Origin of the sequence: Enteractinococcus helveticum (assembly GCF_001657475.1) — a bacterium.
In the GTDB taxonomy this organism is placed as follows: domain Bacteria; phylum Actinomycetota; class Actinomycetes; order Actinomycetales; family Micrococcaceae; genus Yaniella; species Yaniella helvetica.
Window position 1 is genome coordinate 1 of sequence record NZ_LXEY01000019.1, and the last position, 23,359, is coordinate 23,359.

The window sequence follows — 23,359 nt, forward strand, 5'->3', positions numbered from 1 at the left end:
TCCAGAAAACCCATTGCAGAAGCCCTGGAACGGTGGGAACATATTCTCTTTCCGGCCGTCCTCATCGGCCTAGGTATCGTCATCCTCGTCAGCGGCGGAGCCTTCGGACTGTAAGCAACGGCCACACTACGGAATATTCTGAGTGGCTAACATGCTTCAGGCCAGTCATTCCCATTCTCTCGGACCGGCAAGCGACACGACGAAGACCGCCAAACGAACCTGCAAAAAACCGCCAAATGAAGTTAACAGTCACAGATTAGACGCATTGGCATGGGTGCACGGCTTGGTTCTCTCGGCCCCGCGACATCTCGCGGGTCAGCCATAAGCCGGCGGCGAGCAGCAAGGCGCCACCATAGATGATGCGTCGTCCGGGCACCTCTGCGAAGATCAGATATCCGAATATGGAGGCTACAACCGGCGAGACGATGATGTCGACCAGGGCATAGACATTGGCATCGATCGACTTCAAGACGATGGAGATGCCGAAGTAGGCGAAACCTGTGGAGACGATGCCCAGGCCCGCGGCCCAGAGCATCACCGGCAGTTCCACGCCGAGTGCCGGATGCGCGATCGTCGTCGCCACTTGGCCGGGGCCGACGATCAGGAGGAACGGCGAAAGCGAAAGTGCGGCGACCAGCAGTGACCAGGCGATGTCGTTCCCGGTCTCGGTTTTACCCTCGTAGCGCATGTAGGTGACCATCGCGGCGTAGATCGCCCCGGTGGCCAGCGCCACGAAATTTCCCAGCATATGGCCGCCACCGAGCGGGTTGGCCAGCGCAATGCCGGCCAGGGCGATAGCGAATATCAGGATGTAGCTTTTTCGCGCCTTCTCGCCGAGGAAAATCGCCGAAAAGATGAACACAAAGAACGGCGCGATGCTCCAGAAGATCACCGCGTTGGCGATAGGTACAAGCGACATCGCGAAATTGAATACGCCGCCCTGGGCCGCGATCAGCACGCCGATGATAGCGGTGTCCTTGACGTTGCCCGCGGGAAAGCGGGGCCATTGCCGAGTTGCCAGGGCTCGCGCTATGAACAGGAAAGTCGCTGCGAAGGCCATGGCATAGAAGGTCAGCGTCTGGATTGGGATCCGCCCGTCGGTGAGCTTGACGAACACACCGATGGTCGCCTCGGAGAACGTGATCAAGGCAAGCAGAAGGAGGGTTCTCACGCCTGTCCCTTCTTGCGCGTCTCACGCATGTCATCGATCGCTTCGGCGTCGGACTCGTCGAGGTAGGCGGCCTCCACCTGCAGTGTGGCGAAGAAGAAGCCGTACTGATCCTTGAGCATGCTGGAGGCGGCTTGGAGCACAGCCTGTGGATCGGCCCCGTCGGCGATGCGCAGGTGACCGGAGAACACGTAACGTCCACTGGTCAGTGCCCAAGCGTGCACGTGATGGGCGCCTTCAACGCCGTCGAGCGCTTCCAGTGCTTCGGTCACCTCACCCAGGCGAATCTCAGCGGGCGTGCCCTCCATCAGCAAATGGGTGGCGTCGCGCAGGATGCCCCAACTTGCCCATACCAGGACGAAGCCGAAGGCCATTCCGAGCAGCGGATCGATCAGCAAGAACCCGGTGAAGCGGATCACCAGCGCGGTGACGATGATGAGCAGGCTGCCGACGAAAGTCTGAAGAATGTGCCACAGCGCGCCTCTGACGTTCAGGTCGCTGCGGCTTTGCTTCCAGATCAATCCCAACGAGATGAACTCGGTGAGCAAGCCACCGGCCGCCGCCCACAGCATGGGTGTAGTGGGCAAGTCAACGGGGTCGGTCATGCGCATGCCGGCCATCACAATCACGACCAGCGCCATGCCCAGCAAGAAGCCGCCGTTGACCAGGGCGCCCACGATCTCGGCGCGATACCAACCGAAGCTGCGGTCCTTATCGGCCGGGCGGCGGGCCAGTCGGGCGGCGATGATGGCCACCAGCACGCCACCCACCGCCGAGAAGGTGTGGAAGGCGTCCGAAATCACCGCCACCGATCCCGTCCACAGGCCGATGCCCAACTCGATGACGAAGTAGATCCCCGTCAGCCACGCCGAAATCGCCAGGGCGGCGCCGCTGGAGGGCAGGTGCCCCGCGTGGCTGCGACCGCCGTTACCGTGAGCCATCGCCTTCCTTCCTCCGTTTCGTCATCTGCTGCGCGATCGGACCACTGCGATTCCCATCACGCCATCTGGTTGGGTGCCGATTGGTTAAGGTCGCAGCATCTTCCAATCGGCTGTCGCTCGAGCCGTGACCAGTCAACGTCCGCGCCATCTGGCAGTGCCAGAGTAGCAGGGCCCTACTGGTACTGCGGGAGGCTGCCACGCGGTCACGGCCCGGACCTTTCCCCTGCGCAGACGCGCCTCGGACACCGCCCAGCCGAGGGCGGCCCTTGACTCGTCCGATCCGTCCAAACCGACCACGACCTGAAAACTCTCCTCGTTGTCCACGGACCTGTCCTCCTTCAGCGCCTGCACATGTCTGACCCAGTGTCGCAGATATGGGGACGGGCCTACCATGGTTGTTCAACCAAGCAAGAGGACTACCACCCAGCATCAGGGCGCGATCGACGGGACTGCAGGACCGGAAGCGTGCCTGGCGCGGGCTTCTGGCTTTGGCAGGATGGCTGCCGGTCAGGCGTCAGCAGGCGAATGCGGAGCCTGACCGGACCTACCCGAGCCCAAGAGGCAGACCGATGCTCGTCCTCGTACTCAACCCCGGCTCCTCATCGCTGAAGTACTCGGTGCGCCGACTCGACTCCGGCAAACCGGGAACGGGCGGACAGGAGCTCGCCCGGGGTGCCATAGAGCGGATCGGTGAAGGACGGGGTCGCCGATCACACCGTGGCGGATTGTCACATAAACGATCGAATACATGACAGGAGAAAACCAGGGTGTTGATCGGGTATGCACGAATCTCAAAAAACAAACGGGTCCCAAACCACTGACCTACAACGCGACGCGCTTTTGGCTGCCGGTGTGGATCCGGAGCAGATCTATGAAGATCAGGCGTCCGGGAAGCAAGACGATCGGCCACAGCTGGCGGCGTGTCTGAAAGCTCTGCGGTCTGGGGACACGTTGATCGTGTGGAAACTGGACCGCCTCGGCCGGGATTTGCGGCATTTGGTCAACGTTGTTCATGACCTGACCGAACGTGGCGTGGGACTCAAGGTGCTCACCGGCCAAGGGGCGGCCATTGATACCACGACTGCCTCGGGCAAATTGGTGTTTGGTATCTTCGCCGCGCTGGCCGAGTTTGAACGCGAACTCATCTCCGAACGCACCAAGGCAGGACTCGCGTCAGCGCGAGCCCGGGGCCGAAAGGGCGGTCGGCCCTACAAAATGACCCCGGCTCAAGTCCGCCTGGCGCAGGCTTCGATGGTCAGCCCGGCACTAACGTTGGCGAGCTGTGCACAGAACTTGGCGTGACCCGCCAAACCCTCTACCGACACGTCGCTCCGACAGGGGAGCTCCGTCCCGATGGGAAAAGGTCCTCGGCATTGGCCCATGACGCCGCCTTCTGAAATCCATGCACTCAGCTTCTGAAAATGACACCCCAAAGCGTGTGCCATGCCTCTAATGTAGCAATACTCGTGAAACAGTGGAGGATCTGCAACATAGAAACTGACACTGAGTTTTGCGACAAAATCCTTAATTCGAAACCGTGGATTTCATTGGTGCTTAATTAAGATAGGAGAAGCGCCGAGATCAGTGTGTCAAAAACGACCGGATCTGACGCATATAGGCCCGGCCGGTACCTGGACGTTCCGTTTTTGTTGGTTTTATTTTTCTGCTTAGAACTAGCTTTACTTCATCGGAGAATGGATGCCTGGCCGTACTAAGGCCAGCTCCCTCGGCGTCAGAACACTAATGAAGGGGTTGCTAGTGACGGCTCACGTGAACTCCAGAGATGACTACATTGGATTAGTCGATGTGAACTCTTTCTACGTCTCGGCCGAACGCGTTTTCGATCCCAGTTTGATTGACCGGCCCGTCGTCGTGCTGTCCAATAATGACGGCTGTTGCGTATCGCTGAGCAATGAGGCCAAAGCACTGGGCATTCCAATGGGTTATCCCTGGTTTAAACTCCAAGCCGGCGCGGAGAAGATGGGGCTTGTGGCCCGCTCGAGTAATTATGAGCTCTACGGGGATATGTCATCGCGGGTGATGGGCATATTGTCGCGGATGACGGCGTGGACCGAGGTGTATTCGATCGATGAGGCATTTGTGGGGCTGCGCGGTACGCTGGCGCAGGTTCGAGCCGCCGGTGAACAGCTCAAACGTGAGATCTGGCGGCTGACTGGACTGCCGGTGTGCGTGGGTATCGCCAAGACTACCGGTATAGCCGAGTATTCGTGAGTAGCTTATTCGACCAGGCACGCGATAATCGCAAGCATGGCTATTGGCAAAATACAGCACCGCTACAAGAAGATCCGCCACATACATACGCCGAAGCCAAACATCTAACAAGGACCCTACTACCAGGCAGTCGAGGCCCTTGCGGGAGTGTCCGTCTGGGATCGCGTCCCCGACACCACGCGCGAACACGTCCTAGCCCGATTGCCAGTGATTGAAGTCTGGGGGATTGGCCCGCGGGTGACGAAACGCCTCAACGGCATGGGAATTTTTACTGTGGCCGACTTCCGCGACGCTGACCCGGTACATATTCGCAATAAGTTCTCCATTGTGCAGATGCGCACCCTGTTAGAACTGCGCGGCACCGCGTGTATTCCGATGGAGGAAGAACGCGAAATCAAAGACCAGCTGATCTACTCACGGAGCTTTTCCGAACCCGTGACCAGCCGCGACAGTATGGAGCAAGTTTTAGGAATCTATGCGCAAATGGCCTCCGGGCGACTCCATCGCCACCAGCGCGAAGCTAAAGTCCTGACCGCGTGGGCCATGACGAGCTATTTCAATGATCGCCAATCCCACCAACCCGCTGCCACCGTCGCCCTGCCCGGATATAGTGCAGATCCGGTGGTGCTGACCAAGGCCGCCAAGGCACTACTGCCCAAAATCATCGAGGGTGTGAAATACGCCCGAGCCGGGATCGTGGTCACCGAACTACGACCCTCCGGCGTCCACGCGATGTTTGAAGAGTTCGTCTCTCCCCACGAAGCCAAGCAGATTGGCCCCCTCATCGAGCAGATCCGTAGCGAACACGGCACAACCGCCATCGGGCTAGGTAGGGCTGGCCTACAACAAGGCCCCGCCTGGCAAATGCGTCGTGAGATGATGTCACCGCGCTACACCACACACTGGGACGAACTACTCACCGTCCATGCAGTCTGAACACGGCTGATCACGACTCTTGGTGTGCACGGTAGAGTGCCTGATCCTAACGAACCAATGCGGTCACGTCATCGACTTGGTAGCGAAGTCAAACTACTGTTTATCTGGAACTAGAAAGGTTGGTACATGCAAGATTTATTCACGGTGGTGATGTTTCTGATCGCGGCCACCCTTGCGGTCCTGGCGGTCATGAGAATGTCAGGCATAACGCGGCGCTACGCTTGCGAGAATCGACCTGTGCCCAAATATAACCGACAGTACATGACCGTCATGAGCATCGGCGCAGTTGGGTTTGTACTCGTGGCAATCTATGTGGCATGGACTCACTAGGCGACAGCCCCGCTATCATGCCACAGGAGGCAACGATGCCAGAATATGATGTAATCCCCCTAGGTGCCACCGTTCTTGTGAACAGTGCTTTAGGCCCAGAAAACAAGATTTGCCACGTCATCGGTATTGAACTCAACAAACGAACCGGACAAGTGCTGTACGAACTAGGGTACTTCCATCAGCGGCCTTGGCCACTACATCTCTGGTTAAAGAAACAGAAGCTCCACCACTTCATAGGTGGACATGGCTTGCAGGTTCTATCAACCACAACCGAACCCGTTACCGGAAGCTAGACGTGCAGATTTATCGTTCGAAGCGGTGTCCGCGACGGGGCTTGTTGTGTTGTAGATGATTTTTTGGCCGGAAGGTTTGCGTCCGGTTCATGACTTGGGCTACATCGTGGTCGAGTAGGGGACCGTTGGGTGTGGCGCGCGCTAAATGGCGTTCTAATGTGGGAACACTTGTGGCAGCTTGTGCCTGTGCAGTGGTGGTCCGAAACAAGCGATATTCTGTGACTGCGCCACAGCGTTGTGCTAGCTGTTGTGCTGCATGTTCAGGTTTAGATTTACCGTCTGGTCCATCAAAGACTGTGCGCGCAAATTCGGAAGGCACCCAGCGGCCACCTAATCCTGATCCGTCTTGTTCCGCCTCTTGTCGGGCTTGGAGCCACCGTTGCTGGATGCGTTGTTGGGAGACTTCAAAGGGTACTTCCACATCGACCACGTGGATGCTGTATCCTGCTTTTTCTAACTTCTCACCTAATGCAAGAGCGTTGGTTTCATCTGACAGTACTGAGTCGATGACGATGTTATCGCCGCGTGCGATGGACTCATCCCGCAAGGTTTTCATGAGCATCGAAGATTCTTCATGCACTAGGGATGCCAGTTCTAACGGATAGAACCGGTGCCCTTGGGCTTCCAGCGCCTGAACTTCAGCTGGCTTGATCCAGGTGTTGTAACTGCCGTCCTGCACCGCGGTATCGAGGAGGGCTTCTTTGAACTTATCGGCGTCCAAAACCCGATACTGACCGTGTTTATCGCCCAGAATCTGATGGAGCACGGTTGATTTCCCGGCCCCCGGTGGCCCAGCCAAGACAATCGCTTGCTTTTTTTGTTTCACCTTGGGACTGACATCTTGTTCAGTGTTCAGGAGTTGCCGATGAACCTGTCTCCGAGTGTCCGTTGGGCGATACTGTCCGGTTGGGAGCTGACGGAACCACGCGCGATTCTTGATCGTGGCGGTTGGCCCTTTGGGTGATAATGGTCCATTGGATTGAGACAGGGCGGAAATGTTGGCACTATGGTGCTGGTGGTCCACGCTCACAACCTAGTCAATGGCGATACGATCTAATACTTCATCGTATATCTGACCATCGATTAATCCACGATCGCAAGCTTGTTCTACTTCATCCCAAGAGCCCGGTGGGTCGATCAGCAAAGTATCTACTCCATCGGTTGTGTCACTTGGAGCATAAGGCCATCGAATGAGTTCATCGATGAGCTCAGCACGGCTTAGTTGCCCAATCGCATAGCGCTGACAAATTTCATAGGGGCCAGCACCCGAGAACCCAGGCTGTGGCTCAGCCACTTCGTCTACACCCTTGAACTGCTGGGACAACGCAGGCTGGGAGATGTTTAACCCCTGAGCTACGGTACGTTGGGAATAGCCTTTAGCTTTGATCACACGCAACGTGCGCCGATAATCAAGGTAGTCAATTTGCTGAGCAGTGCGCAACAGAGCGGCACGCCGGACTTCTTCTGGAACTGCTGTGGTCATATGCATTCACCTCTTATAGTCAACAATACCAATTATAAGTCAACTTATCACCCATTTGCAATGGGTAGGACTTGTCGATACCGGCTGTGTTAGCACTAATGGGTTTGGTGAATATTCTGGACTTCGATATGTCAAGGCGGGTATACCTCGATATGAATGTATTCAGCGTTGGGGCCTGGTCTTGCCATGTTCGTATGCCGACTATTCACCAGCACTTTGGGTTGCTGAGGCTGGTTGCGTTACTGGTTGATGCTGTGGTGACGCTGTGGTGGCTGGGGTGCGGCTGGCCCGTAGGCCGTTGAGGATGACGAAAACTTCGGCGATCTCATGGACCAACACCACGGCGGTGAGTCCCAGCACGCCGGTGATGGCCAGGGGCATCAGCACAACGATGATGGCTAGGGACAGGATGATGTTTTGGTTGATGATCTGGCGTCCCCGCCGGGCATGGTCCATGGCGCGTGGGATCAGTCGCAGATCTTCGCCGGTGAAGGCGATGTCTGCGGACTCGATGGCGGCATCGGAGCCTTTCGTGCCCATGGCGATGCCGATGTCTGCGGAGGCTAGGGCGGGGGCGTCATTGATGCCGTCGCCGATCATCGCCACTGGGTTATGCTCACGCATGGCGGTCACGGCTTGGGCTTTGCCCTCCGGGCGGAGTTCGGCATGCACCTCGTCAATCCCAGCGGTGGTGGCTAAGGCGTGAGCGGTGCGGGTGTTGTCGCCGGTGAGCATGGTGGACGTTACCCCGGCTTCGGATAACCCACGGATGACGGTTGGCACTTCGGGGCGCAGTTCGTCGCGGACGCCGATCGCGCCGACGGGCCGGTCATCACGATGCACCACGACTACGGTCATGCCTTGGCCTTCTAGCTCATTTACCTGCTGGGTCAGGGGGCCTGGGGTCAGCCAGCGGGGGCTACCCACGGCGATCTGAGCGCCATCCACCAGACCGGTCATCCCGTGGCCGGCGGTCTCATGGACCTCGTGAGCCGTCAGGGTGTGGCTGGCAGCGGCGGTAATGGCGGCGGCTAATGGGTGGGTGCTATGGGCTTCCAGGGCCGCGGCCCAGTCGAGGACCTCTTGTTGTCTCGTGTCGTTTGTGGTGAGCACCTGGGTGACGGTGGGCTGGTTGCGGGTCAGGGTGCCGGTTTTATCCCAGGCCACTTGACGGATATCGCCGAAACGTTCAAAAGCGGCCCCGGATTTGAACACGACCCCGAATTTACTGGCCGCCCCGATCCCGGAGACCACGGTCACCGGCACCGAAATCGCCAGTGCACAGGGCGAGGCTGCGACTAGGACCACCAGTGCGCGTTCGATCCAGACGCTGGGATCACCCAATAGGGCACCGATCACGGCGACCAGCAGCGCCAGGATGAGCACGCCCGGGACCAGGGGCCGGGCCAGGCGGTCGGCGATGCGGGCGCGTTGGCCTTTGTCATGTTGGGCCTGTTCGACCAGTTCCACTACCGTCGTTAGCGAGTTGTCGGTCCCGGCGGCCGTGGTTTCGATGTCCAGGGTCCCGGAGGTGTTGATCGACCCGGCCAGGACGTCGTCGCCAGGGGCCACCGCGACAGGGATGGATTCTCCGGTGATGGCTGACACGTCGAGGCTGCTGGACCCAGACCGGACGATGCCGTCGGTGGCCAGTCGTTCACCGGCGGCCAGGCGCAGGCGTTGACCGGGGACCAGTGTTTCCACGGGCATCGTGTGGGTGGTGTCGTTAACCACGACGGTGGCCGTGGTCGGGATGAGCGCTAGTAAGGACCGTAACCCCGAGCGGGCCTTGTCCATGGCCCGGTCTTCTAAGGCTTCGACAATGGAGTACAAAAAGGCTAAGGCGGCGGCTTCTTCAATGAACCCCAGCACCACCGCGCCGGTGGCACTGATGGTCATCAACAGTCCGATGCCGAGCCGTCCGGAGCGGAACAGCCCCCGCAGGGCTCCGGGTACAAACTGGGAGGCTCCGAACAGCAGGGAGGCCCAGAATAAGATTAAGGCTGCTAGGTCTAGTCCGTGACCGAACCATTCCAAGCCCAGCCCGACCAGCAGGGTGACCCCGGAGGTTGCGGGGATCAGGATGGCAGGATCGCCCCACCAGGGGGTGTGTTCTTCGGGTTCTAGGTGCGGGGTTGGTGCCGCACAGCCACATGCGTCTGCCATTACTGTGCACCCCCAGCGGTGTCGCAGCAGCCTTCGACCGGACAGGCCGGATCGAGGCAGGCTTGGTTTTCATCCACAGCCAGGGTGGTTTCCACCAGTGCGCTGAGGGCTTGGGCCAGGTGGGCGTCGGCGATCGCATAGCGGGTGCGTCGGCCTTCGGGTTCGGCGACGACAATCCCACAATCGCGTAGGCAGGCCAGGTGGTTGGAGACGTTCGTGCGGGTCAGGCCCAAGTCTTCGGCGAGTCGAGCCGGGTAGCCGGGCTCATCGAGCAGGGATAAGAGAATTCGGGACCGGGTGGGATCGGCCATCGCTCGACCCAACCGGTTCATGACATCAAGACGAGAAGCAATGGTCAGCATGCACTGACCATACGCTGTGTGCTGACCTGTTGGCAAGGTGCCGCTGCATGCGCCAGGATCGCCGCGGTGGCGCCCTGGTCTTCGTTGGGGCCTTGTGGGAATTTTTGCCACGGTGGTCAGCCCGTTGTTAGGTCAGAGTACAGGAGGTGAATTCGGGACGGTAGGCCCCAGGGGCGTTCTCAAGAGGCTATTTGACTGTTCTGGTGACACCAATAGCCTGTGCTGGCGGTAGATCTTCAAGGAGGTTCCTGCTGCCGCATGTGCCTATAGCCCGAAAGCGCCACCGCTGATGAGGATGACCAGGCCCAGTCCAATGAGCACTGCTGGGAAAAGAATGTGCTCCCAACGTTCTAGGGCCTCGGCGATAGGTTTTCTGGAGGTGATCCATTTGGCCAGAAACACCAGGACGGCCACCAGTAGTAAAAAGACGATGCAGTAAGCAAGGACTGCACTCCAGCTGACGCTGACAAAGACGGGGACATAGACGCCCAGGTTATCGCCACCGTTTGCGAACGTCACGGCTGCCACGGTCCACACCGAGACTTGCTTGCCTTCCACTTGTGCTGCGTCGTCATCGTCTTCGCCGCGATTTTGCCACGCCTGCCATGCCGCCCACAACCCGATCCCCAAGGGGAACAGACCAAAATAGGGCAACACTGCCTCCGGTAACAGGATCTGAGCTCCCAAAGCCGCCACCACTGCCGCGCTCAGAATGCCGAGAAAGCCGACATATTGCCCCAGCAGGATGCGACGGGTGGTTCCTGGTCGCCCTTGTCCTTGGCCGAAGAATAGCGACAGAATAATGATGTCGTCGATGTTGGTGGCAATAAAGAGCCCGATGGCTTGCAGGATAGAGGAAAGTATCACGCGTCAACCTCCTCAGTCTGACTGCGGCCACGTAGGTGGCTCGATACGTTTGTTCGGGTCAGCCCTATGTGCTCGGCCAGCCCGGCCGGATAGCCGGGCGCATCGAGCAGGGATAAGAGAATTCGGGACCGGGTGGGATCGGCCATCGCCCGACCCCACCGGTTCATGACATCAAGATGAGAAGCAATGGTCAGCATGCACTGACCATACACTGAGTGCTGACCTATCCCCCAAAGGCCGCTGGTCCGTAGCGCAGGGTGCGGGGCGGTTAGGAGCTGGTGAGCACCGGGAAGAACACGACCACGACTGATGCGGCGACGGCGACATAGGTGATGGCCACCAGGGTCCCGGCCCAGGTGGCGGCAAACCGGACCAGCCTCGACGGTGCCGGGAGGATGCCATGGATCAGGTTGCGTATCGTGAGCAGCACAAACATGGGGATCATGGCCGCCCAGACGATCATGCAGTACAAGCACAGGATGTAGATCGAAAACAATGCCTGGGACCACAGCCAGATCACAAACACCGTGCCGGCCGTCACCCCGGCCTGGAGCCCAAGCCAGTACCAGCGCCCGGCCCGGGCGCCAGAGAGCTGCAGCATGGCGGTGGCGATCACCACCGCAAACGCCACGATCCCGATGAACGGGTTGGGAAAGCCGAACAGTTCTGACTGCCAGGTGCCCATCACCCGCCCGCACGACACCCAGGGATTGACATCACAGCTGGTGACATGCTCTGGGTTGCGATACAGCGCGAGTCGTTCGGAGACCAAGATGACCGAGGCCACCCAACCCACTACGCCGGTAATCAACAGGATCCAGGCGAAGGGCCGGTGCCGGGCCCACCTGGGCATTGACGAGCCAGGGTGCTCGACGTCGGTGGGACGATGAGCTGGGGTCGCGGTGGGGGTGGTTGGTGGGGTGTTCATGGTTTAGTTGGCCACCGCCGCGTCGAGTTCGGCGCGGAACTGCTCGACGGTATCTAGGGTCAGTGGTCGCCCGTCCAAGAAAAAGGTTGGCGTGCCCTGGACGCCCAGGGTGATGCCCTCGGCGACGTCGGCCTCAACGCGCGCGGTGGTCGCCGGGTCGGCGACTGCCGCGTCATAGGCGGCCAGATCTAAGCCCAGGTCTTGGGCGTAGTCGCGAAAGACCGGGCTTTGGTCCTGGGCGGCGTGGCTCCATTGCTCTTGGGTTTCAAACATTTTTTGATACATGGCCTCATAGGCGTCTTGTTGTGCGGCCGCTTCCACCGCCACGGCTGCGGTCATCGAGTTGGGGTGACCTGGCAGTGGGAAATACCGGTGCACAAAGGTCACCGTGTCGGTGTAGTCGGCCCGCAGCTCTTCGACCACCGGGTAGGCAGCAGCGCACCCTTCGCACTCAAAATCTAAAAACTCCACTAACACGGCTTGTTCATTGGGCGCTTGGGACAATACCCGGCTGTCCGGGCGGACCACCTGCGGGGCTTCTGGCGGGCCGGTTTGGGAGGTGGGTTCTGTAGTGGACTGTGCTTTAACGGCCAGCAGAGCTATGACGCCGGCCAGCACCACGGCAAGCAGACTCATCCAGACGATGACTTTGGCCTTGTTCGAGGTGGTGCCCGAGGTTGGGGGTGGGGTGTCCGGGCGGGGAGGGGTGCTCATGGACGAGCCTCCGTTTCGGTTTGGTGACAAACGTGGTGCCTGTGACAAGGTGGTGAGTGCAGCGATCCTGGATTGGCCTTGGGGTCATGTGCAGGTGCAGCCCTGGGCAGAACAACAGTCCGGATCGATAGTCAGGGTCAACTCCAGCAGGTCCCCCAACGCAGTGGTCAGACGGGCATCGGCCAGATCGTACCAGATGTTGCGACCCTCGGCGGTCGTGGTCACGAGCCCGCACCCGCGCAGGCACCGCAGCTGATTCGACATGACCTGCTTGGAGACCCCCAGGTGTGCGGCCAACTCGGAGGGCCGGGCCCGACCGGCACGCAACCTCAACAAAATGCGGGTGCGGGTCTCATCCGATAGGGCATGGCCCAGCCGGGACACGGCTGCGGTGTGGGTGAGCGAGGTCGTGGTCATCTTGATAGATACTACAGCCTTTCATGTACCATTGCTGAGGGCTTGACACCGATCCGGTCGCCCCGGGTGATGTCTGGTGGTGTTGCAGGCCATTGGCATCTGGCCATGATCCGCTGGGTGCGTCCATCCGTGATCTCAGAAGGTGACCGTGACTTCCCTCCCACCGAACCAGCCGCAGCCCACGCGCCGCCACGTCCTGACCGGAGCGTTGGCGACGTTATCTTTGCCACTACTGGCCGCGTGCAGCTCAAATGATGCCTTAGCCGACCAGGCCGGCAACGCCGGCAATAAAAACTACATCGCCGGCGACGGCTCCGTGATGGAGATCGCCGCTGACCAACGCGGCGAACCGGTGAAGTTTACCTCCACCCTCTTTGACGGCACGTCCGTGGATACCGCCGACTGGCAGGGCGCACCGGTATTGCTGAACTTTTGGTACGCGGCGTGTGCCCCGTGTCGGGTGGAGGCCCCCGACTTAGCAGCCCTGCATGAAGAATTCGGCGACGATATCGCCTTTTTTGGGGTCAATGTCCGCGACAACCCGCCCACAGCTCAAGCCTTTGAACGCAACTTTGGCATCGAGTACCCCTCCATGGAAGAACAATCCGGAAACGTGTTACTGGCCATGGGCGACTATGTCTCCCCACAGGCTGTACCGACCACGTTGGTCCTGGATCGACACACCAGAGTCGCAGCCCGCATCCTGGGGATCGCAGAACACTCCACCTTGCGATCCTTGCTGACCACCGCGCTGACCGAGGACCTATCGTGACGAACGTGCTGACGGCTAGCAATAACGTCTTTGCCGAAATCGCTCTGGACGGCTCCCTATTACTAGCCGTGCCCGTGGCCATCCTGGCGGGCCTGGTGTCGTTTTTATCCCCGTGCGTGCTGCCCCTCGTGCCTGGGTATCTGGGCTATGTCACCGGGCTGACCGGAGTGAATCTGCACGACCAACAACGCGGCCGGATGTTTGCCGGCATGAGCCTGTTCGTTTTAGGCTTCACCCTCGTGTTTGTGGTATTGGGTTTGGTGTTTTCCTCGGTGTTTGTCTGGCTGCAACGCGACGGGCAATGGCTCACCCAAGTGCTCGGCGGGGTGGTGATCTTGATGGGGGTGGCGTTTATGGGCGGCCTGTCCTGGTTTCAACGCGACCGCAAAATCAACTACCGACCCCGCGCCGGACTGCTCGGGGCCCCACTGCTGGGCGTGATCTTTGGACTGGGCTGGGCTCCGTGTATTGGCCCAACGATCTCGGCGGTGTTAATGCTGTCCACCGCGGGCTCCCCCGACCCGCTGCGTGGCGGGTTGCTGGCCTTTGTCTACTGTCTGGGCTTGGGCGTGCCCTTTATCCTCATCGCTTTAGGCTTCAACAAGCTCACCGGCACCCTGGCGTTTTTCCGCCGTCACCAACACACCATGACCCGCCTGGGCGGGGGACTGCTCATCGGGCTGGGCATCTTGATGGTCTCCGGGATCTGGAGCACCTGGGTCATCGAACTCCAGACCTGGTTTGCCAACGAAGTCCGACTCCCCATCTAAGCGCATATCGCCGGGGCGCTTAGGGCTGGGGTAATCACCAGCATGTTGCATAAAGCGTTCAACCATGGTTTCCCGATGAGCAGTCATACAATTTTCTGGATCGTAAGCACTTCGTCCTGCGCCTGTCTCCTCCTATGCTAGAAAGACGCCGACGAAGCGTCTTCACCGTTATGTTGGGTTACCATGGCTATATGACGGTGCACGACGACAATGCTCTCGATGATTTTGCCACAGCAGCCTATGCGCACTTGTTCCAGGCCCTGGCTGATCCGACGCGACTTGCCATTGTGCAGCATTTAGCCTCAGGAGAACATCGCGTCCGCGATTTGGTAGATCATATGGGGCTAGCGCAGTCGACCGTCAGTAAGCATCTGCGCTTCTTATTAGAATGTGAGCTCATCAATCCGCGGCCTGACGGGCGAGCTACCTGGTATGCCCTAGCAGAGCCAGCGTTGTTGAAGATTTTGATTGCGGCGGCTGAAAAGATGTTAGAAGTCACCGGTAAAAGTGTCCAACTCTGTGTGCATCTGCGGCTCGGCGACGCAGAGACGTCAGCAGAGTAGCGCGAGACCACAGCAGATAACCAGGGCTGGTGCGTAGAAGCCTAGGGAAGTCTCCGTCGTTCAGTAGAGCCTCCACTATTGGTATTCACGATGTCTTGACTATCACAGTGGCCCATCTGGATCTCAGGTTCCACACTGCTTTCTACGACGTACTTGACGCATCAATCATTACCATGCTGGTTGTTGCAGAGACACCGGGCCCTGTAAGGATATGTCGTATCCCCTGGTACTTGCGCTTCTTTATGTGCTCTGAAAATGTCGTTGGGCAAGGGGTCGAGCCAGGCTTTCGTTGATATAATCGCTAAGCGGCGATAATATACCCATATAGCGATGATATGTTCGTTTGATCATCATTGTGGCATTGTGCATGACGACGAGGAGAGACAGAAGTATGGGTGCTGGACACGATCATGGGCCGAGCGCGGAAGATGTGGCAAAGGCACCTGATGTAAGAAACAGGTTAGCTATTGCCTTTTCGCTGATTTTCAGCATCGTGGTGGCTCAAGGGATTGGCGCCTGGTTGTCGGGCAGTCTTGCTCTGTTGACAGATATGGTGCACTCGTTGACCGACTCCATGGGGCTGTTGGTCGCGCTGGTGGCTGCGATCCTCATGCTCCGTCAGCCCAACGACAAACGAACATGGGGTTATCGACGCATTGAGGTGATTGCTGCCTTGATCCAAGCCCTGTTGTTGTTCGGTGTCGGCATCTACGCGCTCATCGAAGGTGTTGACCGTTGGCAGAACCCGCCTGAGGTGGACGGTCAGCAGGTCTTGATTTTTGGGCTCATCGGCTTGACGCTCAACGTTGCCGCGATGCTTGTGTTGGCCAGCCGCCGTGGCGCAAATTTCAATATGAAAGCCGCATTCCTTGAAGTGACCATGGACGCGCTGACCACCTTGGCTGTCATTGCATCAGCAATCATTATGATGACCACCGGCTACCAACGAGCCGATACTCTTGCGGCCTTTGTCATCGCCGTACTGATCTTGCCCCGGGCTGCCCTGCTGGTGCGGGACACCGTGAAAGTGCTCATGGAGTTTACCCCCGAGGGGCTGGATCTGGAGAAGGTCCGAGAGCATATCCTTGAACAACCTCATGTGCTTGACGTGCATGATCTCCATGCCTCCACGGTGGCCACGGGATTGCCCACACTGTCCGCTCATGTGGTGATTGAAGATCGATGCTTCGAAAGCGGCCACGCACCAGAAATTCTCGCGACATTGCAAGAATGCGTCGCCGAGCATTTTGACGTGACTATCCACCACGCGACGTTCCAGCTAGAGACCCAGCGACATCACGCGCAGGAGCCTGACGGCGCATTTCACCCGTAATGCACTTCCCGTAGCGCGAGCCCTCAAACTCTCTGGCGGGCTGCATCATCGTTGAAATCAACCGGGGTTGTTCCGGTGGCGCATTGACTCAGCAATGGCGCTTAGGTGTAATTCCTCGGGAATTTGTGAATACTCGCGGTAGGAGCTGCCGAACGGTTTTCAAGACTCTCCAGCGACGGCGCCTAAATGGGCCACACGGTATCGTGCAGGGGTGTCGCTGTCAGATCGATCCTCGTGGCCGCATCGGTCACTCAACCGCCTGCCAGTCCAACAGGAACGGCGAATCCTTGCCCTGCGCTTTACTTAGCGATGGGGAGCACATCGGACCAGTTATCACCTAGGCATTGCCCGATCACCGGTGGGCCGGTCCTGTCTCGGTATCGGATGCCACGCCTGGCATGGCTGGATCAAGCCACCGGTCTACCCATCCGCAGACCCAAGCCCATCCGATATGAAAAGTCCGCCCCAGGGCAACTGGTGCATGGGGATATCAAAAAACTCGGACGCATCCCTGATGGTGTCGGGCACCATAAACTCGGCGTGGCTGGCAGAAAAATAATGGCTATGACAACAAAGGTGAGGCTACGCATTTTTGCATCACGCCGTGGATGACTACTCACGATTGGCCTACTCCGAGATCCTGGCCGATGAACGCCAAGAAGCCGCAGCAGGATTCTGGCAACGAGCCCAAACATGCTTCGCTGACACCGGGATCACGGTCACTGCGGTGATGACCGATAACGGCTCCTGCTACCGATCACGCCTGTTTAAAGCCACCCTCGGTCAGCACCTCAAGCATCGGTTCACCCGGCCCTACCGACCCCAAACCAACAGCAAAGTCGAACGCTTCAACCGCACCCTAACCCAAGAATGGGCCGACGCTGACACGTATTACAGCGACGAAGCCCGAGCAGCCACCTACAAGACGTGCTACACGACTATAATCATCACCGACCCCACATCTGCCTCGGCGGCCTCACCCCAGCCCAACGAGTTCACAACCTCACGGGGAATTACACTGAGGCGCTGCCCTGTGTAGCGGACGATTCGCCAACACTCGTGCGTTTTGACGTCCTGTCGTGGGCTGCTCGTGGGGGCCGGCCCAGGATCAGGGCTATGCCCACCAGGGCGATTGGGGTGAACCCGGTGAGCAGCACCGCAATCCCGGCCAGTTGCTGATCTAGTGCAAGGGATGGCCCCCAGGTGCGTTCCATGCCACCGAACCAGTCGGGTTGTACGACTGGCAGCATGCCAGAAACCAACACGACCGCCCAGAGCAAGAAGAGCCCAGCTAACATCGCAGCACCCGTGATCCGCGTCGTGCGGTGTGCAAACCGACGGGCTCCAGGGTCCAACAGCCCGTGCATCACCCAACACCCCACCACCAGGAAATACAGGTTCGTCAGCTGATGTACTAGCCAGTATTGCAGTGCCAGTTGGAAGACCGGGGTGTAGTAGAACGCCAGTAGGGACGCGATCAACACGGTGCCACTGAGAGCCGGTTTGGCCAGGACCGGTTGGGCCAGGTCCAGCCACTCGCGTAGCCCGCGGCTGCCATCGGTGCGTCGGGCCACGGACTGGGCGGCCAACTGGATCGGGCGGCCCAACACGAGCAACACCGACACGATCAGCGCCAGCGTGAGCAGCATGGTGGTGTGCATGCTGAACAACACTTTCCCATAAATGGTGGGCGCGGCACAGGTGACATACACCAGTATCCCCAGGGCTGTTAGCCAGCTGGCGGTCCGGTGCCAGGGCCAGGACGGGGCACGGCGCGCCCCCAGGAGATACACTGCTGCAGCGATGACGATAAACGCAATCCACAGCCAATCCCAGCGCCATTGGGCCAACCACTGGTCCCAGGTCAGCTCGGGTGGCAGGGGATACCCGGTCAAACGCTGGGCAGGGGTCAGGGCTGGTTTGATCTCTTGGGGGATCGGTGGGGCAGCCCGGCTGAGGGTGCTGGTGACCCCGATGATGCCGGCCATGATCAACACCTCGGCCACCACCAGCCGCCATACGGTGCGGTTGGCCGGCTGGGTGGCCAACCGGGTGATGCTCCATTGGCGGTGGAACCAGCCGATGGCCCCTAAGACCAAGGTGGCCATGAACTTGAGCAGTATCAGCTGACCATACCGGGTGACCAGTCCGTCCCAGTCGCCTAATCGCAGCACGGAGTTGAGTACCCCCGAGGCCAACACCAGGACAAAGGCCACCGAGGCGATGGCCGAAAACCGCCGGACCACCACCGTGGCGAAGTTACTCGGGGACTGGGGACTACTGCTGGAGTCGGTGGGTGGGATGGTGGGGGCGATGCAAGCTAAGGCGGCGACCCCGCCGACCCACACCAGTACCCCTACCCAGTGGATGACCAGTGCGCCGACCCCGGCATAGTGTTCGTCGCTGCCAGCAGCATGCCCAATCAACGAAATGGGAATCGTGGCCGACAACGACAGCAGTGCCAGCCCCCATAAGCCCGCTGAGGATCGCACGAGGAAGGTCAACGTGGCCACCACCACGGCCAGCACGACGATCACGGACCTGGCTTGGCCCACGACTAGGTCCGTGACGTAACTCAAGAGCTGTTGGCCAAAGTCCGCGCTAGCACTCAAGGGTTGACCGGACAGGTCAGCAAACGTCAACACCAAGATCGTGACGGCGGCCAGGACCCACACCACAGCAGCCGCCGAGGCCACCGTCATGACCCGCCGAAACGCAGGATGCTCGGCAGCATCTGGAACGTCCGTCGTCGCGGCGGAAGCATGAGTCACACGAGGCGGCAGCACGGCCGCTGCGAACAACAAACACCCGATCACAATGGCCAGGGCGAAATGGTGGAGGGCTGAAACGATGGGCAGCGACCATAAGACGACATCCCCAGGATGCATGGTGTCCCGGTTGGCGACCGTGCCCGTGTAGGCGGTACTGCTGACCACCGCCAGCCCGATGATCACCACAGCCACCCCTACCCAGGTGAGGGTCCTTGCGGTCTGGTGTTTCGTGGCTGTCTGCGTCACTGATCGGTGGTGGTTTCTTTGCGGCGGCGCAGCACGAGCACGACGGTAACGATCCCTGCAAACGCACCGGCTAGCACGGCGAGAATGATCAGGAAGCCCGCCGAGACACCCTCATCGACAGCCTCAGGCCCGACCTGTTGTGGCACAGCAGTCTCGGGCTGTGACGGGGCGACCGCGTCGGACGTCGAGGGAGAGGGTTGCTCAGCGGGGGTAGGCGACGGTGAGACAACAGCGGCAGGTCCCTCGGCGGTGAAACCAAAGACGCCCTCAATGGGGTGGGAATCCGAGGACACCACCCGCCAGGTCACGGTGTATTCCCCGGCAGGGGCATCGGCACTGATCGCTTGTTGGGCGGTGTTGTCCACGATCTGGACATCGCCGGTGGCCCAATCGGTGCCTTCAGCATCCTGGACCAACACCTCGGAGCCAATCGCCAACGGGGGATTACTAAACGTCAACTCGATAGTTTCGGGCATCGCCTCCAGGCTTTGTCCATCCTCCGGGCTGGTGTCAGTCAGCACATCATGGGCCGACGCCGACGACACCGGCACCAACAGACTCACCAGCAGCACGGCCAGCACCCCCATGACCCCGGAAACCCCCGGAGCCCGTAGCAGTTGTTTCACATTCTTCTCCTCTGAATAGCATCTCCACTGTACCAACCGTTGATGCGTGACATGGCCCAACTACCCGCATGTAGCAGCCAACGGCCTGGTGGCCTACACCATGTCGCCAGGCTGAGCATCACACTGTATGAGCCTGTCATCCCAGGCTGTACACCAGTTGTCGGAAGGTTGCTGGAAAACACCAGCGACCTCTTTTCGGGTACTGCCTACACGATGCGTATGCTCCAAGCGTCAACGCCACGTTGTGTAAGGGAACCGGCCTTTCACCACTGGTCCATATTCATAACAGTTCATCCTCGTAGGACCGTGGGTCCTCGATCGGTTCCACATGGCAGATGACCCGCAATTCTGGATACTCGCCTCGAATACCATCCGAGATGTTTTCGGTAAGGTCGTGACCTGCTTGCACCGTCCAACGGCCCGGGACCAGGATATGCACCGACATGAACCGCAATCGTCCCGCCTCCCGCGTGCGCAGCGCATGAAACTGCACCTCATCGCTAGTAAAAGACTCCAGGATGCTCCGGATCTTGTCGTTGTCGTCTTTGGGCAGGCTGACATCCATGAACCCCGCTGTCGATTGGATAATCAACCGCCACCCGGTGACCAGAATATTGACGCCCACCAGAAAAGCGATCAGCGCATCCAGTCGCGCCCACCCGGTCAGCGCCACTAACAAGACCCCCACGACCACACCTGCAGAGGTCCACACATCGGTCATAAGGTGTTTACCATCGGCCACCAGGGTGATGGACCGATGTCGACGGCCCACCTGCAGCAGCACCACCGCGACGGTACCATTCACCGCAGCCGCCACCAGCGAGATCCCAAGCCCAATCCCGACATTGTCGAGTTCTTGCGGGTTGAAGAACCGCTCAATCGAGCTCACGAGAATAAACGCGGCCGCCACAAAGATCATCAGACCTTCAACGGCTGCCGAAAAGTATTCGGCTTTGGTGTGCCCAAAATGGTGGTTTTTATCCGCTGGTTTCGCCGCCACCGTCAACGCGGCTAAGGCCATGACCGCAGCAACCAGATTCACCACGGACTCTGCGGCGTCTGATAACAACCCCACCGAACCGGTCACATACCACGCAGCGGTCTTGAGCCCGATGGTGACCAGGGCTGCCGCAATGGATAACCACGCGTATCGTCTGAGGTCAGTTGGTGTGTTCATACACAGCATCCTTGCACAGTCCGCCTCGTGGGTCGCTGGGCATTCCCCTGATTCGAGTTCCTGCAAACACGTCGACCAGGCCGATGCCAGGCGATTGTCATAAAAATTTTAAGGCTCTACGTTTTCAACGCTCATGGACGCATCGTCACAATTCTCGGACATATTAAGAATGTCAAACAAGCGTACTCGCAATAGGAACCATTCATTGTTGAAGTCTGGGGGGTCATGATCGTATTCTGGACGTATGCATCAGCACCTGGATCCGCTGAAACTAACGGCAGCCGGCATGGCTGACAAGAATAAAGTTTAGCCCTCTTCGCAGAACCAAGACGCTCCGATATCGACCGAGTGTCTTTTGTTCTTCACCTCCGGTGAGCATTCACTGAAAGATGGTTTAATGTGGGCGGTTCGCTCTCTAGATCGTCTAGCGCAGCTCGTGCGCCATGCCCAGGGGAGTCACGCAAGAGAAAGAAGGTGGCTTCCCGCTTGCCGCCGACGAGCGGTACGAGCTAGACCCGGGGGAAGATCACATCATGCTCATGGATCTGACCGAAGACATCCAGCCGGGCGACGTTTTCGAAGATCAGACACATTAAGGAATACGATACGCAGTGATCAACAAATACAACTCTGCTCCGAAACAGCCTGTACTGGATGTTTCACGGCGTGGATTGCTGTTAGGCGCTGGGGGAATCGTCGGTGGGGGACTGGTCGGTGTTGCCGCAGGATATTCCGCGGCGTCAGTCGGCTCCCCCGTCACACCCGGTGATCTCCAACAACCCGTCACCGTGAGCCCCGGCATCGCCAATACCCAGGTGACAGTATCCGACCCCTATGGCACGGATATCATCTCGTTCTACGGGCCCCGTCAAGCCGGCGTAGACACCCCCCTACAAGCACACGGTGTCTTTATCGGGCTGTACCTGCATGACGACACCGACGCTGATCGATTAGCATCCATGATGCGGCTGGTGACCGATGATGCCGCCCGACTCACCCAGGGCCGCGGAGCACTGGCGGACCTCGACGAAGAACTCGCCGCAGCCCCCGCCCGACTCACCGTGACCTTTGGCTTCGGTTCGGAAGTGTTCAACCGCACCCGACCAGAGTTGAAACCGTCCTGGCTCAAACCACTGCCCGAATACGACATCGACCAGCTCGACCCCGCCTACACCGGCGGCGATATGGTCATCCAAATTCAAGGCGACGACCCGCTCTCGGTCGCCCACGCCCGACGCATGCTACTCAAAGATGCCCGAGCGTTCGCCTCAATTGCATGGGTGCAAACCGGCTTCACGCATGCCCGAGCATCACATCCGGATGACACCACCATGCGCAACCTCTTTGGCCAAATCGATGGCACCGGCAACCCAACGAGGGGTTCGGAGACCGCTGAACGAGTTATCTGGGGTGTGGGTGACGGTGACGGCAACGGTACCAAGAGCCTGCAACCCTGGATCGAAAACGGCACCTCCATGGTCGTCCGGCGCATCGCCATGAACGTGGATGAATGGGACGAACTGGATCGTCCGATGCAAGAATCCGTCATCGGACGCAGACTCGGTTCAGGAGCACCATTGACCGGGGAATATGAACACGACGAACCAGACTTTGACGCCCCGGGCCCAACCGGGTTCCCGGTCATCGCGGATATTTCCCATATCCGCCGTGCGCGCACAAGCGATTCAGATGAGGCCATGTTCCGGCGCAGTTTCAACTATGATGAACTACCGACCTCTTCGGGAAACCAGTTGCACGGTCACACCGGAGTGTCGGAGTCCGGCCTGATCTTTGTAGCATTCCAGTGTGACGTCGACCAGCAATACATCCCTATTCAGGACCGATTAGCCGAAACTGACCACCTGAACCTGTGGACCATTCCGGTCGGGTCGGCAGTTTTCGCGATCCCGCCGGGCTGCGAGGCGGATGGTTTTATAGGCGAACCTTTGTTCGTCTAGCAACATCAAGGAGCACTATTGGTGATTCGTTCTAGTGTAGCGGTTGCCATCATCCCTCCTAGAATCGTAGGTACTGCGGCCGCGCGGCTTCACCACAGACTAGCGACCTTGCGCTTACAACTGAAAGTCCTATGTCGGTCGTCGGCTGCTAGTAGCTGGAAAGTTGAGCGTTTAAAAGTCTCACAGCGGGTATACCCGCGCTCCGCACGCGCTTTTGGTGAGGCTTTGGCTGTCATGCTCATATTCTGCAGTTATTCGAAGGATCATTTGTGCCACTGAGGATGGCTGCGCTGTTGATTCCTCGGC

General features: G+C 59.1%; 25 protein-coding genes and 4 pseudogenes. 14 read left to right on the forward strand and 15 right to left on the reverse strand.

Annotated features, from left to right (window positions below):
* Window positions 1-114: pseudogene (locus A6F49_RS08060) on the forward strand (cadmium resistance transporter); the annotation flags it as partial.
* Window positions 115-256: 142 nt separating this feature from the next.
* Here the strand turns inward: A6F49_RS08060 and A6F49_RS08065 are convergent.
* From A6F49_RS08065 to A6F49_RS17310, 3 genes are all read right to left on the reverse strand, one after another.
* Window positions 257-1,171: a DMT family transporter gene (locus A6F49_RS08065; RefSeq protein WP_043055333.1), complete on the reverse strand. Its 915-nt coding sequence runs from the start codon at window positions 1,169-1,171 to the stop codon at window positions 257-259.
* The gene (locus A6F49_RS08070) at window positions 1,168-2,109 is read right to left on the reverse strand and encodes a cation diffusion facilitator family transporter (RefSeq protein WP_043055334.1); all 942 of its coding nucleotides are present in this window, start codon (window positions 2,107-2,109) and stop codon (window positions 1,168-1,170) included. The genes A6F49_RS08065 and A6F49_RS08070 overlap by 4 nt, the downstream gene beginning before the upstream one ends.
* Window positions 2,110-2,241: 132 nt before the next feature.
* Window positions 2,242-2,502 (reverse strand): universal stress protein, encoded by a 261-nt coding sequence (locus A6F49_RS17310; protein ID WP_082911674.1) that lies wholly within the window; start codon window positions 2,500-2,502, stop codon window positions 2,242-2,244.
* 176 nt (window positions 2,503-2,678) lie between these two features.
* On the opposite strand from A6F49_RS17310, the pseudogene A6F49_RS18420 reads away from it, so the two are divergent.
* From A6F49_RS18420 to A6F49_RS08090, 6 genes and pseudogenes are all read left to right on the forward strand, one after another.
* Window positions 2,679-2,801: pseudogene (locus A6F49_RS18420) on the forward strand (acetate kinase); the annotation flags it as partial.
* A gap of 88 nt (window positions 2,802-2,889) precedes the next feature.
* Window positions 2,890-3,411, forward strand: a complete 522-nt coding sequence (locus A6F49_RS08075; protein WP_456072989.1) for a recombinase family protein — start codon at window positions 2,890-2,892, stop codon at window positions 3,409-3,411.
* Between the two features lie 456 nt (window positions 3,412-3,867).
* A complete protein-coding gene (locus tag A6F49_RS18850) occupies window positions 3,868-4,341 on the forward strand; it encodes a Y-family DNA polymerase (protein WP_407643834.1) in 474 nt (157 codons plus the stop codon).
* Between the two features lie 147 nt (window positions 4,342-4,488).
* Window positions 4,489-5,277 carry a DUF4113 domain-containing protein gene (locus A6F49_RS18855; RefSeq protein ID WP_150119430.1) on the forward strand — a complete coding sequence of 263 codons (789 nt, stop codon included), beginning with the start codon at window positions 4,489-4,491 and terminating at the stop codon, window positions 5,275-5,277.
* A gap of 126 nt (window positions 5,278-5,403) precedes the next feature.
* Entirely contained in the window at window positions 5,404-5,607 is a 204-nt protein-coding gene (locus tag A6F49_RS08085) for a hypothetical protein (RefSeq protein ID WP_043055336.1), read from the forward strand.
* A 35-nt stretch (window positions 5,608-5,642) separates the two neighbouring features.
* Window positions 5,643-5,900 (forward strand): hypothetical protein, encoded by a 258-nt coding sequence (locus tag A6F49_RS08090; RefSeq protein ID WP_043055337.1) that lies wholly within the window; start codon window positions 5,643-5,645, stop codon window positions 5,898-5,900.
* Between the two features lie 10 nt (window positions 5,901-5,910).
* Here A6F49_RS08090 and A6F49_RS08095 read toward each other — a convergent pair whose 3' ends face one another.
* From A6F49_RS08095 to A6F49_RS08135, 9 genes and pseudogenes are all read right to left on the reverse strand, one after another.
* Window positions 5,911-6,726 carry a zeta toxin family protein gene (locus tag A6F49_RS08095; RefSeq protein WP_161485794.1) on the reverse strand — a complete coding sequence of 272 codons (816 nt, stop codon included), beginning with the start codon at window positions 6,724-6,726 and terminating at the stop codon, window positions 5,911-5,913.
* A gap of 207 nt (window positions 6,727-6,933) precedes the next feature.
* On the reverse strand, window positions 6,934-7,383 hold the full coding sequence (locus tag A6F49_RS08100) for a hypothetical protein (protein ID WP_043055338.1): 450 nt from the start codon (window positions 7,381-7,383) through the stop codon (window positions 6,934-6,936).
* A gap of 201 nt (window positions 7,384-7,584) precedes the next feature.
* Complete coding sequence (locus tag A6F49_RS08105) at window positions 7,585-9,549, reverse strand: heavy metal translocating P-type ATPase (protein ID WP_043055339.1); 1,965 nt, start codon at window positions 9,547-9,549, stop codon at window positions 7,585-7,587.
* The gene (cmtR, locus tag A6F49_RS08110; protein ID WP_043055340.1) at window positions 9,549-9,911 is read right to left on the reverse strand and encodes a Cd(II)/Pb(II)-sensing metalloregulatory transcriptional regulator CmtR; all 363 of its coding nucleotides are present in this window, start codon (window positions 9,909-9,911) and stop codon (window positions 9,549-9,551) included. The genes A6F49_RS08105 and cmtR overlap by 1 nt, the downstream gene beginning before the upstream one ends.
* A 264-nt stretch (window positions 9,912-10,175) precedes the next feature.
* A complete protein-coding gene (locus A6F49_RS08115) occupies window positions 10,176-10,778 on the reverse strand; it encodes a cadmium resistance transporter (protein WP_043055341.1) in 603 nt (200 codons plus the stop codon).
* A 32-nt stretch (window positions 10,779-10,810) separates the two neighbouring features.
* Window positions 10,811-10,975 (reverse strand): annotated as a pseudogene (locus A6F49_RS08120) (winged helix-turn-helix domain-containing protein); the annotation flags it as partial.
* A 71-nt stretch (window positions 10,976-11,046) separates the two neighbouring features.
* Window positions 11,047-11,706: a vitamin K epoxide reductase family protein gene (locus A6F49_RS08125; protein ID WP_043055342.1), complete on the reverse strand. Its 660-nt coding sequence runs from the start codon at window positions 11,704-11,706 to the stop codon at window positions 11,047-11,049.
* Window positions 11,707-11,709: 3 nt separating this feature from the next.
* Complete coding sequence (locus A6F49_RS08130) at window positions 11,710-12,420, reverse strand: DsbA family protein (protein ID WP_043058030.1); 711 nt, start codon at window positions 12,418-12,420, stop codon at window positions 11,710-11,712.
* Window positions 12,421-12,504: 84 nt separating this feature from the next.
* On the reverse strand, window positions 12,505-12,837 hold the full coding sequence (locus A6F49_RS08135; RefSeq protein ID WP_043058031.1) for an ArsR/SmtB family transcription factor: 333 nt from the start codon (window positions 12,835-12,837) through the stop codon (window positions 12,505-12,507).
* A 148-nt stretch (window positions 12,838-12,985) separates the two neighbouring features.
* Here A6F49_RS08135 and A6F49_RS08140 point away from each other — a divergent pair, with 148 nt between their 5' ends.
* The 5 genes and pseudogenes from A6F49_RS08140 to A6F49_RS18430 form a co-directional block, all read left to right on the forward strand.
* Window positions 12,986-13,609 (forward strand): TlpA family protein disulfide reductase, encoded by a 624-nt coding sequence (locus A6F49_RS08140; RefSeq protein ID WP_043058032.1) that lies wholly within the window; start codon window positions 12,986-12,988, stop codon window positions 13,607-13,609.
* The gene (locus A6F49_RS08145; protein ID WP_235604919.1) at window positions 13,606-14,379 is read left to right on the forward strand and encodes a cytochrome c biogenesis CcdA family protein; all 774 of its coding nucleotides are present in this window, start codon (window positions 13,606-13,608) and stop codon (window positions 14,377-14,379) included. The genes A6F49_RS08140 and A6F49_RS08145 overlap by 4 nt, the downstream gene beginning before the upstream one ends.
* 191 nt (window positions 14,380-14,570) lie before the next feature.
* Complete coding sequence (locus tag A6F49_RS08150; RefSeq protein WP_043058194.1) at window positions 14,571-14,942, forward strand: ArsR/SmtB family transcription factor; 372 nt, start codon at window positions 14,571-14,573, stop codon at window positions 14,940-14,942.
* A gap of 391 nt (window positions 14,943-15,333) precedes the next feature.
* The gene (locus A6F49_RS08155) at window positions 15,334-16,275 is read left to right on the forward strand and encodes a cation diffusion facilitator family transporter (RefSeq protein WP_043058033.1); all 942 of its coding nucleotides are present in this window, start codon (window positions 15,334-15,336) and stop codon (window positions 16,273-16,275) included.
* A 157-nt stretch (window positions 16,276-16,432) separates the two neighbouring features.
* A pseudogene (locus A6F49_RS18430) lies at window positions 16,433-17,280 on the forward strand (IS481 family transposase); the annotation flags it as partial.
* Window positions 17,281-17,288: 8 nt separating this feature from the next.
* Here A6F49_RS18430 and A6F49_RS08165 read toward each other — a convergent pair.
* The 3 genes from A6F49_RS08165 to A6F49_RS08175 all read right to left on the reverse strand — a co-directional run bounded on the left by A6F49_RS08165 (window position 17,289) and on the right by A6F49_RS08175 (window position 21,095).
* On the reverse strand, window positions 17,289-19,292 hold the full coding sequence (locus tag A6F49_RS08165) for a bifunctional copper resistance protein CopD/cytochrome c oxidase assembly protein (protein WP_052504880.1): 2,004 nt from the start codon (window positions 19,290-19,292) through the stop codon (window positions 17,289-17,291).
* A complete protein-coding gene (locus A6F49_RS08170) occupies window positions 19,289-19,918 on the reverse strand; it encodes a copper resistance CopC family protein (protein WP_235604920.1) in 630 nt (209 codons plus the stop codon). Before A6F49_RS08170 ends, A6F49_RS08165 begins: the two co-directional genes overlap by 4 nt.
* A gap of 280 nt (window positions 19,919-20,198) precedes the next feature.
* The gene (locus A6F49_RS08175; protein ID WP_082911678.1) at window positions 20,199-21,095 is read right to left on the reverse strand and encodes a cation diffusion facilitator family transporter; all 897 of its coding nucleotides are present in this window, start codon (window positions 21,093-21,095) and stop codon (window positions 20,199-20,201) included.
* A gap of 443 nt (window positions 21,096-21,538) precedes the next feature.
* Between A6F49_RS08175 and A6F49_RS17315 the strand changes: the two genes are divergently transcribed.
* Both A6F49_RS17315 and A6F49_RS08180 read left to right on the forward strand, forming a co-directional pair.
* Window positions 21,539-21,691, forward strand: a complete 153-nt coding sequence (locus A6F49_RS17315) for a copper chaperone PCu(A)C (RefSeq protein ID WP_078103441.1) — start codon at window positions 21,539-21,541, stop codon at window positions 21,689-21,691.
* Between the two features lie 18 nt (window positions 21,692-21,709).
* Window positions 21,710-23,053 (forward strand): Dyp-type peroxidase, encoded by a 1,344-nt coding sequence (locus A6F49_RS08180; protein ID WP_407643835.1) that lies wholly within the window; start codon window positions 21,710-21,712, stop codon window positions 23,051-23,053.
* Window positions 23,054-23,359 lie beyond the last annotated feature (306 nt).

What these genes read in the sequence shown, in the direction of transcription:
- A6F49_RS08070 (WP_043055334.1), bottom strand. Translation starts at nt 2,109, where the DNA reads ATGGCTCACGGTAACGGCGGTCGCAGCCACGCGGGGCACCTGCCCTCC.
- A6F49_RS17310 (WP_082911674.1), bottom strand. Translation starts at nt 2,502, where the DNA reads ATGGTAGGCCCGTCCCCATATCTGCGACACTGGGTCAGACATGTGCAG.
- A6F49_RS08075 (WP_456072989.1), top strand. Translation starts at nt 2,890, where the DNA reads ATGCACGAATCTCAAAAAACAAACGGGTCCCAAACCACTGACCTACAA.
- A6F49_RS08085 (WP_043055336.1), top strand. Translation starts at nt 5,404, where the DNA reads ATGCAAGATTTATTCACGGTGGTGATGTTTCTGATCGCGGCCACCCTT.
- A6F49_RS08090 (WP_043055337.1), top strand. Translation starts at nt 5,643, where the DNA reads ATGCCAGAATATGATGTAATCCCCCTAGGTGCCACCGTTCTTGTGAAC.
- A6F49_RS08100 (WP_043055338.1), bottom strand. Translation starts at nt 7,383, where the DNA reads ATGACCACAGCAGTTCCAGAAGAAGTCCGGCGTGCCGCTCTGTTGCGC.
- A6F49_RS08105 (WP_043055339.1), bottom strand. Translation starts at nt 9,549, where the DNA reads ATGGCAGACGCATGTGGCTGTGCGGCACCAACCCCGCACCTAGAACCC.
- cmtR (WP_043055340.1), bottom strand. Translation starts at nt 9,911, where the DNA reads ATGCTGACCATTGCTTCTCGTCTTGATGTCATGAACCGGTTGGGTCGA.
- A6F49_RS08125 (WP_043055342.1), bottom strand. Translation starts at nt 11,706, where the DNA reads ATGAACACCCCACCAACCACCCCCACCGCGACCCCAGCTCATCGTCCC.
- A6F49_RS08130 (WP_043058030.1), bottom strand. Translation starts at nt 12,420, where the DNA reads ATGAGCACCCCTCCCCGCCCGGACACCCCACCCCCAACCTCGGGCACC.
- A6F49_RS08135 (WP_043058031.1), bottom strand. Translation starts at nt 12,837, where the DNA reads ATGACCACGACCTCGCTCACCCACACCGCAGCCGTGTCCCGGCTGGGC.
- A6F49_RS08150 (WP_043058194.1), top strand. Translation starts at nt 14,571, where the DNA reads ATGACGGTGCACGACGACAATGCTCTCGATGATTTTGCCACAGCAGCC.
- A6F49_RS08155 (WP_043058033.1), top strand. Translation starts at nt 15,334, where the DNA reads ATGGGTGCTGGACACGATCATGGGCCGAGCGCGGAAGATGTGGCAAAG.
- A6F49_RS08175 (WP_082911678.1), bottom strand. Translation starts at nt 21,095, where the DNA reads ATGAACACACCAACTGACCTCAGACGATACGCGTGGTTATCCATTGCG.
- A6F49_RS17315 (WP_078103441.1), top strand. Translation starts at nt 21,539, where the DNA reads ATGCCCAGGGGAGTCACGCAAGAGAAAGAAGGTGGCTTCCCGCTTGCC.